The organism is Blastococcus sp. TF02-09, from assembly GCF_003319105.1.
Taxonomy (GTDB): domain Bacteria; phylum Actinomycetota; class Actinomycetes; order Mycobacteriales; family Geodermatophilaceae; genus Blastococcus.
This window is the reverse complement of the sequence record NZ_QOHH01000004.1, coordinates 227,009-241,787: the sequence shown is the minus strand read 5'-3', so window position 1 is coordinate 241,787 and position 14,779 is coordinate 227,009. Positions and strand designations below refer to the sequence as shown.

At 72.0% G+C, this 14,779-nt stretch carries 15 protein-coding genes and 1 tRNA gene; 4 read left to right on the top strand and 12 right to left on the bottom strand.

Annotated elements, in window-relative coordinates:
- Positions 1–18 precede the first annotated feature (18 nt).
- From DQ239_RS08580 to DQ239_RS08570, 3 genes are all read right to left on the bottom strand, one after another.
- Complete coding sequence (locus tag DQ239_RS08580) at positions 19–597, bottom strand: SAF domain-containing protein (RefSeq protein ID WP_233488936.1); 579 nt, start codon at positions 595–597, stop codon at positions 19–21.
- A 137-nt stretch (positions 598–734) separates the two neighbouring features.
- The gene (locus tag DQ239_RS08575; protein ID WP_113833980.1) at positions 735–1,691 is read right to left on the bottom strand and encodes a hypothetical protein; all 957 of its coding nucleotides are present in this window, start codon (positions 1,689–1,691) and stop codon (positions 735–737) included.
- Complete coding sequence (locus DQ239_RS08570; RefSeq protein ID WP_233488934.1) at positions 1,679–2,329, bottom strand: hypothetical protein; 651 nt, start codon at positions 2,327–2,329, stop codon at positions 1,679–1,681. Before DQ239_RS08570 ends, DQ239_RS08575 begins: the two co-directional genes overlap by 13 nt.
- Positions 2,330–2,558: 229 nt before the next feature.
- On the opposite strand from DQ239_RS08570, the gene DQ239_RS08565 reads away from it, so the two are divergent.
- Positions 2,559–3,194: a peptidase gene (locus DQ239_RS08565; protein ID WP_113833979.1), complete on the top strand. Its 636-nt coding sequence runs from the start codon at positions 2,559–2,561 to the stop codon at positions 3,192–3,194.
- Between the two features lie 107 nt (positions 3,195–3,301).
- Here DQ239_RS08565 and DQ239_RS08560 read toward each other — a convergent pair whose 3' ends face one another.
- Complete coding sequence (locus DQ239_RS08560; RefSeq protein WP_147252047.1) at positions 3,302–4,258, bottom strand: hypothetical protein; 957 nt, start codon at positions 4,256–4,258, stop codon at positions 3,302–3,304.
- Positions 4,259–4,803: 545 nt separating this feature from the next.
- Between DQ239_RS08560 and DQ239_RS20600 the strand changes: the two genes are divergently transcribed.
- Positions 4,804–5,055 carry a hypothetical protein gene (locus DQ239_RS20600; protein ID WP_199582777.1) on the top strand — a complete coding sequence of 84 codons (252 nt, stop codon included), beginning with the start codon at positions 4,804–4,806 and terminating at the stop codon, positions 5,053–5,055.
- Between the two features lie 94 nt (positions 5,056–5,149).
- Here the strand turns inward: DQ239_RS20600 and DQ239_RS08550 are convergent, their stop codons facing one another.
- The gene (locus DQ239_RS08550) at positions 5,150–5,866 is read right to left on the bottom strand and encodes a GAF and ANTAR domain-containing protein (RefSeq protein WP_233488932.1); all 717 of its coding nucleotides are present in this window, start codon (positions 5,864–5,866) and stop codon (positions 5,150–5,152) included.
- A 434-nt stretch (positions 5,867–6,300) separates the two neighbouring features.
- On the opposite strand from DQ239_RS08550, the gene DQ239_RS08545 reads away from it, so the two are divergent.
- Positions 6,301–6,534 (top strand): helix-turn-helix domain-containing protein, encoded by a 234-nt coding sequence (locus tag DQ239_RS08545; protein ID WP_113833976.1) that lies wholly within the window; start codon positions 6,301–6,303, stop codon positions 6,532–6,534.
- Positions 6,535–6,596: 62 nt separating this feature from the next.
- Here the strand turns inward: DQ239_RS08545 and DQ239_RS08540 are convergent, their stop codons facing one another.
- Together DQ239_RS08540 and DQ239_RS08535 are read right to left on the bottom strand one after the other, a co-directional pair.
- Positions 6,597–7,820, bottom strand: a complete 1,224-nt coding sequence (locus DQ239_RS08540) for a tyrosine-type recombinase/integrase (protein WP_158544803.1) — start codon at positions 7,818–7,820, stop codon at positions 6,597–6,599.
- Positions 7,821–7,931: 111 nt separating this feature from the next.
- Positions 7,932–8,004: transfer RNA gene (locus DQ239_RS08535), tRNA-Asn, on the bottom strand.
- Positions 8,005–8,149: 145 nt separating this feature from the next.
- Here DQ239_RS08535 and DQ239_RS08530 point away from each other — a divergent pair.
- A complete protein-coding gene (locus tag DQ239_RS08530) occupies positions 8,150–8,359 on the top strand; it encodes a hypothetical protein (RefSeq protein WP_113833974.1) in 210 nt (69 codons plus the stop codon).
- 1 nt (position 8,360) lies between these two features.
- Here the strand turns inward: DQ239_RS08530 and DQ239_RS08525 are convergent, their stop codons facing one another.
- Genes DQ239_RS08525 through ppdK form a run of 5 tightly spaced genes read right to left on the bottom strand, consistent with a single transcriptional unit; the run spans position 8,361 to position 14,703 of the window.
- Positions 8,361–8,915, bottom strand: coding sequence for a hypothetical protein (locus DQ239_RS08525; RefSeq protein WP_113833973.1), 555 nt, complete (start codon positions 8,913–8,915; stop codon positions 8,361–8,363).
- Entirely contained in the window at positions 8,912–10,795 is a 1,884-nt protein-coding gene (dnaG, locus tag DQ239_RS08520; RefSeq protein ID WP_113833972.1) for a DNA primase, read from the bottom strand. Before dnaG ends, DQ239_RS08525 begins: the two co-directional genes overlap by 4 nt.
- Positions 10,795–11,304 carry a hypothetical protein gene (locus tag DQ239_RS08515; RefSeq protein ID WP_113833971.1) on the bottom strand — a complete coding sequence of 170 codons (510 nt, stop codon included), beginning with the start codon at positions 11,302–11,304 and terminating at the stop codon, positions 10,795–10,797. Before DQ239_RS08515 ends, dnaG begins: the two co-directional genes overlap by 1 nt.
- A gap of 9 nt (positions 11,305–11,313) precedes the next feature.
- Positions 11,314–11,943 (bottom strand): YdcF family protein, encoded by a 630-nt coding sequence (locus DQ239_RS08510; RefSeq protein ID WP_113833970.1) that lies wholly within the window; start codon positions 11,941–11,943, stop codon positions 11,314–11,316.
- Positions 11,944–11,997: 54 nt separating this feature from the next.
- Positions 11,998–14,703, bottom strand: coding sequence for a pyruvate, phosphate dikinase (ppdK, locus tag DQ239_RS08505; protein WP_113833969.1), 2,706 nt, complete (start codon positions 14,701–14,703; stop codon positions 11,998–12,000).
- Positions 14,704–14,779 lie beyond the last annotated feature (76 nt).

Genomic DNA, 14,779 nt, shown 5'->3' with positions numbered 1-14,779 from the left:
ACGATGGTCAGCACCCGGTCACCGCCCCGTCGGCAGCAGGATCAAGGCCAGGCTGCCGGTGGAGGCGAGCTGGGCGACCGCCGGACCCTCGTCCTCACGGACCCGCACGTCGACGACTGTCACCTGGGTGGTCGGGTTCACCGGTCCCACCTCGGCGACGGTTGCCTCGGTCGGCCGATCGGACGTCCCACCCATGGCATCGGTCCCACTGGTGGAGCCCGCGGCACCGGGAGTCAAAACGATCAGCACCTGCTGCCCCGGCGTCACTCCTCGGGCGGGAAACTGACCTTCCTTCAACGGCAGGGCGACCAGCATCTCCCCGGCCGCGAGTCCGGTGCCCGTGCCTACCTGGGCGCGGGTCAGCAGCTGGCCACGGGTCAGCGGGACCTGCGCCACCATCCCGACGACCTCGGACTGCTGGGCCGCCGGGACGGGTGACAGGTTGGGGTCCGCGGTGACGTTCGCGATCGTCAGGTCGTCGGCGGTGATCGTCGAGCCCACCTGCACGTCCCGGGCGACCGCGAGCACCTCGGTCTCGGCAGTCAGCATTCGGCCGGCGGCGAAGGCGATCAGGGCACCGAGCAGGACGACGAGCACGCTGAGGACCAGTGACTTCCGGCTGGTGCGCCGCCTCGCCGCTGCGCTCCGCAGCGTGGGGACCGGTGGCGGTGCCGCCTCCCGTACCGGAGCCGCGGAACGCCCGGCTGACGTCGTCGTCGCCTCTGCTCGTGCCGTCATCCGGTCACCACCGCCTGCACCTCCGCAACCGCGAACGTCGCGTTCGACGTCGTCGTCAGGTCCGGCAGAGTGCCGCTCGCTCCTGTCGACGACGTCCAGGCGACCGACCAACTGATGCCGTAGGTCGCCGTCACCTGCTCATCGGGCTGGTGGATCGACGAATGGGGATACCGGTAGTGGCAGCCCGCCGGGGATGGCGCCCATACGCCGTCGCCGCGCTGCCACGCCAACCCGGGGCCGGGACACGAGACCGCCTCGGCCCCGTCGCCTGGGGTGAATGTCAGGGCGGTCGGCGTCACCGTCACCTGCGCCCAGACGCCGCCGGCGTCCGCCCGTGCGGTCAGCGCCCGGAACGACTCGGGGTCGGTCCAGAACCACGTGAAGGCGTTGGCAACGGTGAAGGGCCGCCCGTCCCGCAGGGTCCCGGCCGGGTAGCGACCGGTTGTCGGCTCCGGGAGGGTCAGGGTGCGCAGCGCTTGCTCGGCAAGCACCGCGGGGTCAACGGCTGCGGGGCCGGCCGGCGCGGTGGCCGACCAGAACGAGAACCCGTTCGTGCCCGGAAAGGCCCCACCGTCGGTGTAGAAGGTGCACAGGTAGATGGCGCCGTCGGTGTGACCGCCCCAGATCGGCAAGTCCTTGGGCGGTGGCTCGAGCATCGGCTGGGCGTAGCACTGCAAGCTCTGGACCCACCACGATGGGCCCTCCTGGCAGGGGATGGCGGCGCCGGTGGCGTCCAGGGTGCAGGAAGCCTCCTGACTCTCACCACCGCTACCGGAGCCCACTGCGACCGGCCGACTTTCCGGCTGCTGAGCGGACTCGGCCTCCACCACGCAGATGCCGTGCGAGTTGTACTGCTGGCAGGCGACCGGATCGGCTATGGCCGTGCCCGAGTACACGCCTTGGGCGCAGAGGCCGAGCAGCGCCCCGGACAGCGCGACCGTCACCCGTCGCATGACTGCGCCTGCCTGTTCGGAGCCTCGCTGACCCGCCATCCGGAGGCGTCCGGATAGTCCGGGTTGACCACCGTCAACCGTGCGACGAGGTATCTCGGGCGGTCGGCGGGGACGACGGAGGTCCCGGACGCATCGGTCGCCTGCACCTGCTCCACGTCGACACATGCGGTGACCACGACGGTCGGGGCTGCTGATGACGGCGACGCCGCCGAATCGGTCGTGAGGTCGACGCTGTCGGCAGTCGCCGTCACCAGCTCGGATCGCCCGACCTGCCGGTAGCCCTGCGAACGAAAGGTTCCGATGGCAGTGGCCTGATTGGTGGCCTCCGGCGCGACGGCCACCTCGTAGAGGTCGTCGAGGGGTCGCGTCGGGTCCAGGTAGAGGTCGTCGATCGTCTGGACGTAGGTGGGGAGGAACTCGACGGCCTGTGCTCGTGCTTCGTCGGCCGGATCGGTCGCGGACGGTGCGGCGCTCGACGACGGCCCCGGGGTCGTCGTCCTGGTCGGTGCAGTCGAGGCCCCGCCGCCGGACGACGAGCAGCCCGAGATCGTGAGCACGGCAACCACCGCTGCCATGACCGCCGTCCGCGTCACCTGCACGCGCCCTCCGCTCCGCTTCCGGTCCGCCTGCTCGTGCATCGAGACTTCCTCTCCCCCGTGAACTCGGTGTGATCTCGAGCACCATGACACCCGTTCGGGTGACTCAGAGTCACGATCGCTCTGCCGGTCGTCCCCCAGATGGGTGTATCGCGGGGCCCTGTCAGGTTTCTGCGCCGCACACTCGCAACCCGCTCCCTCGCGTCTCGGCACGAGGTGCCAGCGCATGGGAGCAGTCGCTCGCGGACCGGCGGGGAGGCACCTGGCGCGCATGGACGCTGTGTGGCTGGGTGTGGTGATCGCAGCTGTTGTCACTGGGGCGGCCACACCCGTGCTGCTGGCACGCGGGCTCGCGCAGCTGGCGCGACGGGACGCCATGAGCAGGGGTCTGGGTCTGGCGGGGGCTCTCGGCGGGATCGCAGCCGGGGCGGCGGCGGTGGCGGCGACACAGCGGATGGGGATCTGGGAGCTCGCGCCGGTCCTGCTGCTCTGGGGGTGCGCCCTCGTCGCGGCGGCGTGCTGTGACGCGGTCACCCAACGCGTCCCGACCGCACTCGTTCGGCAGGCCGGCGTCCTGACCTGCGCTCTGCTGACGGTGGCACTGGCCGTGCACGGCGACTGGCCGGGACTGGCGCTCAGCGGGGTCGCGGCGCTGGCGTCGGGGCTGACGTTGCTCCTGTGCTGGCGATTCGCGGGAGCGGGTTTCGGTGACGTCCGCCTGGCGACGCTCGGCGGACTGGGCCTCGGTCATGCCACACAGCGCGGTCTCTTGTTGGCCTTCGCCGCGTTCACCTTGATCACCGTGACGCAGGCCGTCGTGACCGTGATGCGTGGTGGGGACCGTCGGAGCACGATTCCCTACGGCCCTGCTCTCGCGGTGGGCTTCTTGCTCGCGGCCGCTGCCTGACACGACCGGGCGCCTGGCGATCGATCCTCGAAGCAGGATCTTCGGCACATCGGCAGGGCGCCGCTCCCATGAGCCAGTTCGGTGGGCCCGGCCAAGCCTCCTGGACATCAGCCGCCGGTCTCGTCGACTCCTGGGGTCGTGCTCTCGCCTCGACGTCTTCCACGCCCGGCGGGCGACGGGGGACGCCGGGTCTCACGTGCGACGGGGGTGCTGTCGAGTTGGGCTTCGGCCCGATCGGCTCTGCTGCGCTGCACGGTGAGTTCCTCGCGTGCGGCGTTGAGGTCACCGCGCAGCTCGCCGAACTCCGCCTGGAGTCGGCGGTGTTCCTTCTCGTGACCGGCACGCAGGTCGTCGACCCGCTGCTCACCGTGGGCCTTCTCGCGTTCGGCGCCGCTAACGGCGGCGTCGCGCTCGGCAGTCATCGTCGCCAGCTTCCCGCGCAGAATCCCGACCTCCGCATGAAGGTCCGCCGCTCGCCGTTCGGCCAACGCCACGTCCCGGCGTAGCGACTCCACTGCCTCCTCGGCCCGGGCGGCGCGCTTCGACTCAACCTCGATCCGCTCGACGGCGTTGCGGACGCGTTCCTCTGCCTCGGACTGCGCGACCAGGGCGGCCTCGGCTCGTTGCGTCGCGGCGTCCCGGCCGTCGTGCGCCTCGACCAGCCGCGCCTCGGTGACGGTCAGCCGCTGTGAGACGTCGGCCAGCTCTGCAGTGGACCGCTGCCGCTCCCCCTCCACGGCCGCGTGGGCGGCGGCCAGCTCGGCGATCGCCCCGTCTTGTTCGGCCTGGACCTCCACCAGCCGCTGGCGAGCCTCTTCGAGCCCGGTACTGAGCTGCTCGCTCAGCGCAGAGGCTTCCTCCGCAGCGGCGTCGGCCTCGGCGCGCTCGGCCTCGGCGCGCCGTTGCGCTTGCTCAGCCCGGCTGGCGCGCGCCTCGGCGGTCGCCACCTGCTCGGCCGCCTGACTCGCCGCGGCCTCGATTTGCAGCTCGGCCGCTTCCGGATCGGCCACGGTTCGTAGCTCCTCGAGCAGCCCCTGCAGCTGCTGATCCAGGTGCTCGACCATGCCGGCGACCTGACCGTGCAACTCACCGGCCCGCTGCCGCGCAGCGTCCACCGGCCGCGACTCGACCCCGGGCGCGTGCCCGGACTGCGCCGCTCGCAGTCGGCGGCGTGCATGCCAGGCGGCGGTCCGGTTGTGCGCGCTGTCGTCGCAGTACTCCGGCGGGCGGCCGGCCCCGGCATGCGATGCCGCCGCCGGCCGCTGGCAGCCGGGAAAGCGACAGATCCGTCGTTCCGTTTCCGTAGGGTCGCTCATAACGTAAAGCTGCACCGACGTAATGACGGCGGAATGCTTCTGCGGCGGTCCTGTGGACGAGAAATCCACTTCCACATCTCGGGTTGCGCGGAGCGTGAGTGCGCTCCAGGCGCCGGCCGTGCCCAGCCGGCGGGGTTGGTAAGTTTCCACGAGCCCTGGACGATGAGCCGGTGGGACCTCTCGCCGCCGCGGTGCTGCCCCTGCTCCGAACTCGTGCCGACCTGCACCGATGGAGTCCGGCGAACCAGCACGGCATGGTCCTGCACGATGCAGTTGACCTGCTCGAGCAAGCCATGCCTACCGAAGAACCGGTCGAGGTGCACGCGGTGACCCGCAAGGCGCTGACCAGCGCCATCAAGGTGATCGCACGAGCCGACGACTCCTCCGGGGTCATCGGTGACGCTTGCCGCCGGCTGCTCGCTCTGCACCCGCGGACTGCGGCCGCCGCGTCGACTCCGCCGGGCCGGCTGGTCGACTGGATGATCGCGTTCCAGTTCGACGTCGACTACTTCGAGCTCGACTCTAAGCAGTGCGCCGACCTGTGAATCCCCCTGCTCGACCAACAACCCCGGTACGACGCGGACGACATCCTCGCCGCCCCCCGGGCGGCTGCTCCATCGGTCGGTGCACACGGAGCAGTCAGTCGCCGGGCAGCTGACCGGTGCTGGTGAACTCCTCGGCGAGGTCGTGAAGCTTGCGGTTGGTCAGCGATGAGGTGCGGACCAGCACACCGAATGCCTGGTCGGCGGTGAGCTTGTGCCGCTCCATCAAGATGCCCTTGGCCTGACCGATGACGTCCCGGTTGCGCATGCCGGCGTGCAGGTTCTGCTCGTGCTCTGCGCCGGCCAGCGCCACGGCGGCGTGGGCGGCGAACATCAACCCAACCTCCTGGCTGTCCTCGTCGAGGACCCCGGCCTCGCGGGCGTAGACGTTCAGCGCACCGAGGTTGTCACCCTCGACGAACAGCTGGAAGCACATCATGCTGCCCGCGCCCAGGTCCGCGGCCCGCGCGGAGAATCTCGGCCAGCGTTGCTCGGTGCGCACGTCATCGACCCGCACCACCTGCTCATCCCAGACCGTGTCCAGGCAGGGCCCCTCGCCCAGCTCGTCCTGCAGGCCATCGACGTCCTTGGGCAGCTCGCTGGTCCACGCCCGAGGCTCCACCTTCCGCCGGCCAATCACGTAGCTGATCCCGCACTCGGCCGCCCCGGGCACCGCACCCACCGCGGCGGCGGTGATCGCCTGCAGCGTGGCCTCGATGTTGCCGTGCTCCTCCTGCAGCTGACGGGCCACCCGACTCATCAACTCACCCAGGGGCTCTGACGGCTCAGCAGGCGGCTCCGGGGTGTCGGTCACCACGCGAAGGTACTGCGCCGGCCGACCCGGCGCTTCCAGCCGCGAGTAACGCGGCGGGAGGATCGCGGTGCACCGCACACCAGCTGGCAGCGCAGCGGCAAGCGCGGGACAGCTTCAAGGCGCATGGTGGTGACTGGCCCGTTGCGGCCCTGAAGGCCGCGGCGGGCCAGACTTCACCAGTCAAACAGCCGACTGGTGGAGTCCCGCCGCGTTCACCGGACCCACTCAGCCACGCAGCACCCGAGCGCCCCAGCAGCTCGAGAGCACCGTGCCCGTGCACCCGACCGGCATCCCGACCACCGTCGGGTTAGCGCCGCTCACCACTGACGTACTCGAGTGCTCAACACTCATCGGGCGGTCTACCGGCGACTCCCCTCCCCAAGCTGCCCATCTGTCAATGTCTGGCCCTAATTTGCAGGCCAAGCCTGACCAGCATGCGTTGGAACGACCAGGAAGGTTCGTCCATGGACAGTCCCGATGACCTGCTGACCACCGCTGAGGTTGCTCAGATAATGCGCTCACCGGTATCGACGTTGAGGTACTGGCGGCATCTCGGCACTGGTCCGCACAGCTTCCGGCTAGGCCGTCGGGTCGTCTACCGCCGCGCTGACGTGACCGCATGGCTCCTCGAACGGTCGGAAGCGGGACGTGCGGAACGAGCAGGCTGAAAAGTCAGCGTGATCGCCGCCCTGCTCTCGTGCCAAAGATCCGCCGGCGGCGCCCGCGCTGGTCAGCGACCGAGCACTCGAGCGGCCTCGGCGCTGACCACCTGGCGGCCGAAGTAGACGTCCAGGGTCATCGACGGGTTGGCGTGACCGAGCTGGTCGGCCACCTGGCGCGGAGTGAAGCCGGCTTCGTCGAGTCGGGTGGCGACGGTCTTGCGGAAGGTGTGCGAGGTGACCCACGACCACGGCCCCTCGGTGCACCGGACCGGTCGGCCGCCAGGCACCGGGCGCACGCCGGCCCCAGCGCACGCTTCGCACTCGAAGCCGTCCAACAGCTGGCGTAGGTCGGTGGAGACGTTCGTCGGGTCCCGCAGCGTGCCGGACACGGGCGTCGGGAACACCAGCGCGGTGTCCGGCCGGAGCGGCGAGGCCAGCCGCCGACGCACTATCTCGACCGCGAACTGCGGCACCGCGACGATCCGCCAGCCGGCCGCGGTCTTGGTCCGAGGCTGCACGGCCATCCCCTGCTTCGGCACCCGCACCGCGGTGGCGTTGACCTCCCAGGTGCCGGCATCCAGGTCGAGGAGCGGCCGGCCATCCGCCTTCCCCGTCCGCAGCGCCAGCGCCTCGCCGATCCGGGCACCGGTGGCGAGCATCCAGTCGACCAAGTCGGCGAGGTCCAGCGCGGCAGCCCGTGGGCTCGAGTGGAACAGCTCGACCATCCGCCCGGTGTCCTCGACCGACAGCGCCCGCGGCGCCTTCTTCGCGGTCGTGTTCAGCCGGGCGCCGGCGTCACGCACGGGATTGGACGTCACCGCGCCGTCCGCGATCGCCAGCGCGAACATCCCGGACAGGCACGCTCGAGCCGTCTTCGCCGCTCCCGGGCCACTGCGCTGGGCGATCGTGGTCAGCGCCCGGTTCACGGTTCCCGGGGTGATCTCACGCAGGCACAACCGGCCAAACGCCGGGATCACCTGGGTGCGCACCGTCGAGCGGTAGGTGCGCTCGGTTCCGGTCGACCAGCCGTGCTCGGCGGCCAGCCAGGCGTCGGCCAACGCCGACACCCGCGTGCCGGCGGTGAGAGCACCGGTGCCGCCGGGTGAACGGCGGACGGTCAGCTCCACCTTGAGCGCACGCTCCGCGGCGGCCCGGGAGGCCGCAGTCTTGGAAACCAGCCGCACCTCGCCGTCCCAGTCGCGGAACTTGACCCGTGCCTTGACCATGCCGTTGGACATGGTGGCGAACAGGACTCTGCCGCTGGTGCCCAGCGGCAGCGGTGGACGGCCCATCGGGGCACCTCCGGCGCTCGGTATTGAGTGCCTAGAGAGTGCCAGCTCCACCCTTGCCTCGGAAGAGGAAAGGCCCCGACCGGCGTCTCCGCTGGTCGGGGCCTCGTTCTGCTCCCCCGACTGGACTTGAACCAGTAACCCTGCGATTAACAGTCGCATGCTCTGCCAATTGAGCTACGGGGGATGAGCGGGCGCGAGCACCCGCTGGCGCCGACGAGACTACCGCAACGGTCCGGGGCGGCCTCGCCCCCCTCGGCCGTGTCCGACGGCGACGATGCTCACAGGTAGCGTCATCGACTGTTCCGCTCCCGTTGTCCTGGAGGTACCCCGTGGCCAAGCTGTCGTTCCTGGCCGGATTCGGCGCCGGCTACGTGCTCGGGGCCCGCGCCGGCCGCGAGCGCTACGAGCAGATCCGCCAGGGCTGGGACCGCGCGAAGGACGACCCGCGCCTGCAGAGCCTGGCCGGCATGGCGCAGGCCCGGGCCGACGACGCCCTCTCCTCGCTCCGGGCGAAGATGGGCACCGACACCCCCCGCTGAGCTACTCGGGCTGCTCGGCCGCCACGAGGTCCGCGAGCTTCTGCCGGGCCGCATCGCGCGCCACCGGATCGGCGCGGTCGGCGTCGTCGTCGAACACGACGGTCCACTCGCGTCCCGGCCGGCCGGGGATCCGCCGGGCCACCAGCAGCACCCCTCCCCTGCCCGGCAGCGGGAACCGCTGACTGGCCACGACCGTCTGGTCGACCCGCCGGCGCACGACGGCGGGCAGGTCGCCGGCGTCGGCGAGCACGTGGCGCTGCTCCGGCTGCCGCGCCTGCACGCCCGGCTCCACCTCGGCCAGCGGGACGACACGCAAGACGCCGCCGGTCTCCCCCGCGGCCAACCACGACGCGGAGCCCACCTCGTGCCACGGCAGCGGCTCCCCGGCGGCGCCGTCGGCAGCGAGCCGGCGCAGCCCGCGGTCGGTGGCCACCAGCCACCCCTCGTCGCGGGTGAGCGACCCCCACGCCAGCACCTGCTCGTCGCCGGGCAGCGCGGCACGCACCGCCTCCGGCGCGCGGGCGAACCGGCGCCGGACCGCGTCGAGCAGGCTCACTCGAGGCCGCCGATGGCGCGCTTGCGCAGCGAGATTGCCAGCTGCTCGAGGTCCATGAGCTGCTTGAACGCCTTCATGTACTCGTCGCCGCTCTCCACCGGGTTCATCCGCTGCAGGCGGCCCTTGAGCGCCGCGACCTCGCGCACGGTGGCCATCTCCTGCAGCCGCGCCATCACGGCGGTCACGTACCCGGCGTCGGCCTCACCCGTCGACCGTAGCGGCTCGACGGCCAGCGCCGTCAGCTGGGCCCGGGCGCTCTCCCGGTCGCACTGCTCGGCGACCAGGTCCAGCCAGGCCGGCCCGGTCACGGTCGCGCCGGCCGCTCCCCCGACGGCGCCGACGGCAGCGGCCACCGCGGCGTAGTCCGGATCGGTGTAGGCCGACGACGGCACGGCGTCGAACGCCGGCCCGGCGAGCTCGGGCACCTGCAGCGCGGCCTTGACCGCCTCCCGCTCGATGGCGATCGCGGCATCGTCCGGGGTGCGCTGCGGCGTCCGCGGACGGCCGCGGGACGGCTGCTGGGCGCCCTCGCCGGTGTGCCGGCGCACCCGCGCCAGGACGTCGGCCTCGTCGGTGTCGCCGATGAGCGAGGCCAGCCGCCGCGCGTAGGCCGGCCGCAGCGCGTGGTCCTTGATCTGGGCGAGCAGCGGAGCGGTCTTCTCCAGCGCCGCGACCCGCCCCTCGACGGTGTCCAGGTCGTAGTCGGCCAGCGTCGTCTTGAGCACGAACTCGATCAGCGGCGACCGCCGGGCGATGAGGTCGCGCACCGCGGCGTCCCCCTGCTCCTGGCGCAGCTCGCACGGGTCGCGTCCCTCGGACTCCACCGCCACGAAGGTCTGCGCGACAAAGCGCTGGTCCTCCTTGAACGTCTTCATCGCGGCGGCCTGCCCGGCGGCGTCCCCGTCGAAGGTGTAGACCACCTCGCCGCGGAACTCGTCCTGGTCCATGAGCAGCCGGCGCAGCACGCTGATGTGCTCGCCGCCGAACGCCGTGCCGCACGAGGCGACGGCGGTGGTGACGCCGGCCAGGTGACAGGACATGACGTCGGTGTAACCCTCGACGATGACGGCCTGGTGGCGCTTGGCGATGTCGCGCTTGGCCCGCTCGATGCCGTAGAGCACGGTGCTCTTCTTGTAGAGCGGCGTCTCCGGGGTGTTCAGGTACTTGGGGCCCGGGTCGTCGTCCATCAGCTTGCGGGCGCCGAAGCCGATGACGTCGCCGGTGATGTCGCGGATGGGCCAGATCAGCCGGCGGTGGAAGCGGTCGATCAGGGTGCCCCGCGACGACTCCTTGGCCAGGCCCGCCGTGACCAGCTCCTGCTGGCTGAAGCCGGCGCCGCGCAGGTGCCGGGTGAGCGCGTCCCAGCCGCCGGGGGCGAAGCCGCAGCCGAAGTCCAGCGCCACCTGCCGGTCGAACCCGCGCTCGGCGAGGAACTGCCGGGCCGGTGCGGCGTCCGGGGTGCGCAGCTGCTCGGCGAAGAAGGTCGCGGCGGCGGCGTTGGCGGCGACCAGCCGGGCGCGCTGGCCACCCGAGGCGCGGTCCGGACCGGCCGTGGGGCGCCCGCCGTCGTCCTCGTACTTGAGCTCGATGTTGGCGCGGTTGGCCAGCAGCTCCACGGCCTCGGAGAAGGAGAGGTGGTCGATCTGCTGGATGAACGAGATGACGTCACCGCCCACCCCGCAGCCGAAGCAGTGGTAGAGCCCGCGGCTGGGCGTGACTTGGAACGACGGCGACTTCTCGTCGTGGAAGGGACAGAGGCCCTTCATGCTGCCGCCGCCGGCGTTCTTGAGCTGCAGGTGCTCGCCGACGATCTCGTCGATGCGGGACCGCTCGCGGACCAGCGCGATGTCGGCGGCGCGGATGCGTCCTCGGCCGGCCATCAGTCCCCTCCTCCGCCGCCACCGTCGCCGAACGCGGCAGCGCTGCCGTCCGCCGAGCGGCCGCGGACGACCATCTCCAACCACAGCAGGAAGACCTGGTGGTGCAGGGGCATTCCCGGCACGGCGGTCAGCGTGGGCCGCGGCGACCAGCCGCCGGTCGAGCCGCCGTGCGCCACCTGCCGCCCGCCGGACACGAACCGATGGGCGGCCGTCCAGAACGACAGCTTCTCGACGTCGACGCGGGTCCCCTCGAGGTCGGCGACCCACGTCCCCTTCCAGGACGAGACCTGCCGCGCACGCAGCCGGGCGGACTCCTCGGGGTCGACCGCCCAGCGGCCCCGCAGCTCACCCCGGCGCTTGCCGAACAGCCACTCGTGCCCGCCGATGACCACCCTCGCCTGCTCCTTCCAGCCCGACGCCTGCAGCGTGGCGACGACGGCGCCGTCGGCCAGCACCGGGCGGCCACCGCTGCCGCTGCCGAGCAGCCGGGTACTGCCGAGTTCCAGCACCGCGCCTCCTCAGCCGATCCCCGGGGCTCCGGCGACGGACTCCCCGGTCACCCGGTAGAGCAGGTAGGCGGCCGTCTCCCGGAGGATGTAGCGGAACTGCGTGACGCGGGTCTGCACCGCCGGCCCCTGCCGGGTGGGCGAGCTCTCGGCCGTGATGCCGGCGTCGGCGGCCATGCGCTCGGCGCGCATCGCGTGCCAGGGGTCGGTGACCAGGACGGCGCTGGACCAGCCGCGCTCGGTGAAGGCGTCCGACACCGCGCGCATGCTCTCCAGGGTGTCCACGCCCACGGGGACGGCGAGCAGCGCATCGGCGGGGATACCGGCGGCCGCGAGGTAGTCGCGCCCCGCCTCGGCCTCGGTGAACGCGTCACCGAGCGCCTTGCCGCCCACCGTGACGATCGTCGGCGCCACGCCGTCCTCGTACAGCGCGAGGGCGTGCTCCAGCCGCGCCTCGAAGATCGACGAGGGGACGCCGTTGTACTGCGCCGACCCCAGCACCACGATCGCGTCGGACTGCGGGCGGGAGTCCTGCCGCGCCGTCCACCAGATCGCCAGCGCGGTGGCCGCCACGAGCAGCAGCGCCGCGAGCAGGGCGGCGCCGACCACCCGTGCCGCCAGGCTCCGCAACCGCACCCCCACGCGTCATGGGTACCACGCCGGACCGACCGGAGCGGACGGGCGGGGATGCGCGCGTCAGGAGCCGGCCCGGTCGCCCTCCAGCGCAGCCCGGCCGGCCTCCAGGCGGGCCACCGGCACTCGGAACGGGGAGCAGGAGACGTAGTCCAGCCCCACATGGTGGAAGAAGTGCACCGAGTCGGGGTCGCCGCCGTGCTCGCCGCAGACGCCCAGCTTCAGGTCCGGGCGGGCGGCCCGGCCGGCCTCGGCGGCGATCTGCACCAGCCGCCCCACGCCGTCCCGGTCCAGCGACTCGAACGGCGAGACGCCGAAGATGCCTTTGTCCAGGTACTGGTGGAAGAACGCGGCCTCGACGTCGTCCCGCGAGAAGCCCCAGGTCATCTGGGTGAGGTCGTTGGTGCCGAAGGAGAAGAACTCCGCCGAGCCGGCGATCTCCCCGGCGGTCAGCGCGGCCCGGGGCACCTCGATCATCGTGCCGAGCAGCCCGGGCACCTCGCAGCCCTCGCGCTCGAACCCCTCGGCGAGCACTCGCCGGGCCTCCTCGCGGATCGCCTCCAGCTCCTGCACCGCCCCGACCAGCGGGATCATGATCTCCGGCCGCGGGTCGCCACCGGCCTTCTTCCGCTCGCAGGCCGCCTCGGCGATCGCCCGCACCTGCATCGCGAACAGCCCCGGCACGACCAGTCCCAGCCGCACGCCGCGCAGGCCCAGCATCGGGTTGGACTCGTGCATCCCGCGGACGGCGGCCAGCAGCCGGAGGTTGCCCTCGTCCGGCTCGCCCCGCTCCTCGGCCACCGCGACGCGCACGGCGAGCTCGGTGAGGTCGGGCAGGAACTCGTGCAGCGGCGGGTCGAGCAGCCGCACCGTGACCGGCAGCCCGTCCATCGCCTCGAAGATCTCGAGGAAGTCCTGCTTCTGCAGCGGCTCCAGCGCGTCGAGGGCGGTCTGCCGTTCGTCGTCGCCGTCGGCCAGGATCAGCTGCTCGACGAGCTTGCGCCGGTCGCTGCCCAGGAACATGTGCTCGGTGCGGCACAGCCCGATGCCCTGGGCGCCGAAGCGGCGGGCGCGGGCGCAGTCGTCGGGGGTGTCGGCGTTGGTGCGGACGGCGAGCCGCCGCACCTCGTCGGCGTGGGTCAGGATCCGGTGCACGCTGCGCACCAGGTCGTCGGCGTCGTCGGAGGCCGGGTCGATCTCGCCCTCGAAGTAGCGGACGACGGCCGACGGCTCGACCGGCACCTCGCCCAGCCAGACCTTGCCGGTGGACCCGTCGATGGAGATGACGTCGCCCTCGCTCACCACGGTGCCGTCAGGCGCGGTGAACCGCTTCGCCCGCGTGTCGACCTGGAGCTCCTCGGCACCGCACACGCACGTCTTGCCCATGCCCCGGGCGACGACGGCGGCGTGCGAGGTCTTGCCGCCCCGGCTGGTGAGCACGCCCTCCGCGGCGATCATCCCGGACAGGTCGTCGGGGTTGGTCTCGCGGCGGACGAGGATCACCGGCTCCCCGCGCTGCTGCCACCGCACCGCCTCCTCCGAGGAGAACACCGCCTTGCCGACGGCCGCGCCCGGGGAGGCGTTCATCCCGTGGGTCAGCTCGGTGGCGTTCCCGCCGGCGACGAACCGCGGGAACATCAGCTGCGCCAGCTGGTCGCCGGTGACCCGCCGGACCGCCTCGTCCATGTCGATGAGGCCCTCGTCGACGAGCTGGGTGGCGATGACGAACGCGGCGGCCGCGGTGCGCTTGCCGACGCGCGTCTGCAGCATCCACAGCTTGTTCCGCTCGACGGTGAACTCGATGTCGCACAGGTCGCGGTAGTGCGACTCGAGCGTCGACATGATGCCCATGAGCTCGTCGTAGGCGCCCTCGTCGACGTGTTGGAGCTCGGCCAGCGGCACGGTGTTGCGGATGCCGGCGACGACGTCCTCGCCCTGCGCGTTCTGCAGGTAGTCGCCGTACACCCCCTGCGCGCCGCTGCCCGGGTCGCGGGTGAAGGCGACGCCGGTGCCGGAGTCCATGCCGAGGTTGCCGAAGACCATCGAGCACACGTTGACCGCGGTGCCGGCGTCACTGGGGATCCGCTCGCGCCGCCGGTAGATGACCGCACGGTCGGAGTTCCACGAGTCGAAGACGGCGTTGATCGCCAGGTCCATCTGCTCGCGCGGGTCCTGCGGGAAGTCACGGCCGGTGCGGTCGCGCACGATAGCCTTGAACCGGGCGACGACGTCGCGCAGGTGCTCGGCGTCCAGGTCCAGGTCCGACTCGGTGCCCTGCTCGGCCTTCACCTCGTCGAGGGCCTCGTCGAACAGCTCGCCGTCGATGCCCAGCACGGTCTTGCCGAACATCTGGATCAGCCGGCGATAAGAGTCCCAGGCGAACCGCTCGCTGCCCGACTGCGCGGCCAGGCCCTGCACCGACTCGTCGTTGAGGCCGACGTTGAGAACGGTCTCCATCATCCCGGGCATGGAGGCGGCGGCTCCCGAGCGCACCGACACCAGCAGCGGGTCGGCCGGGTCCCCCAGTGTCTTGCCCATGGCGTGCTGGAGCGCGGTGAGGTGCTCGGTGACCTGCGCGTCCAGCTCGTCGGGCGTGCCGCCGTGCTCGAGGTAGTACCGGCACGCGTCGGTGGTGATCGTGAAGCCAGGCGGGACGGGCAGCCCGAGGTTCGTCATCTCGGCGAGGTTGGCGCCCTTGCCGCCGAGCAGGTCCTTCTGGTCCCTGCTGCCCTCGCTGAAGTCGTAGACCCAGGTGGTCCCGCTCGTCATCGCCCCTGCACCTCCGCGCTCGCCGGCACCGTTGCCGCGTGCAGGCGATCGTGCCGCACCGGGGCGCGGGCGGCCC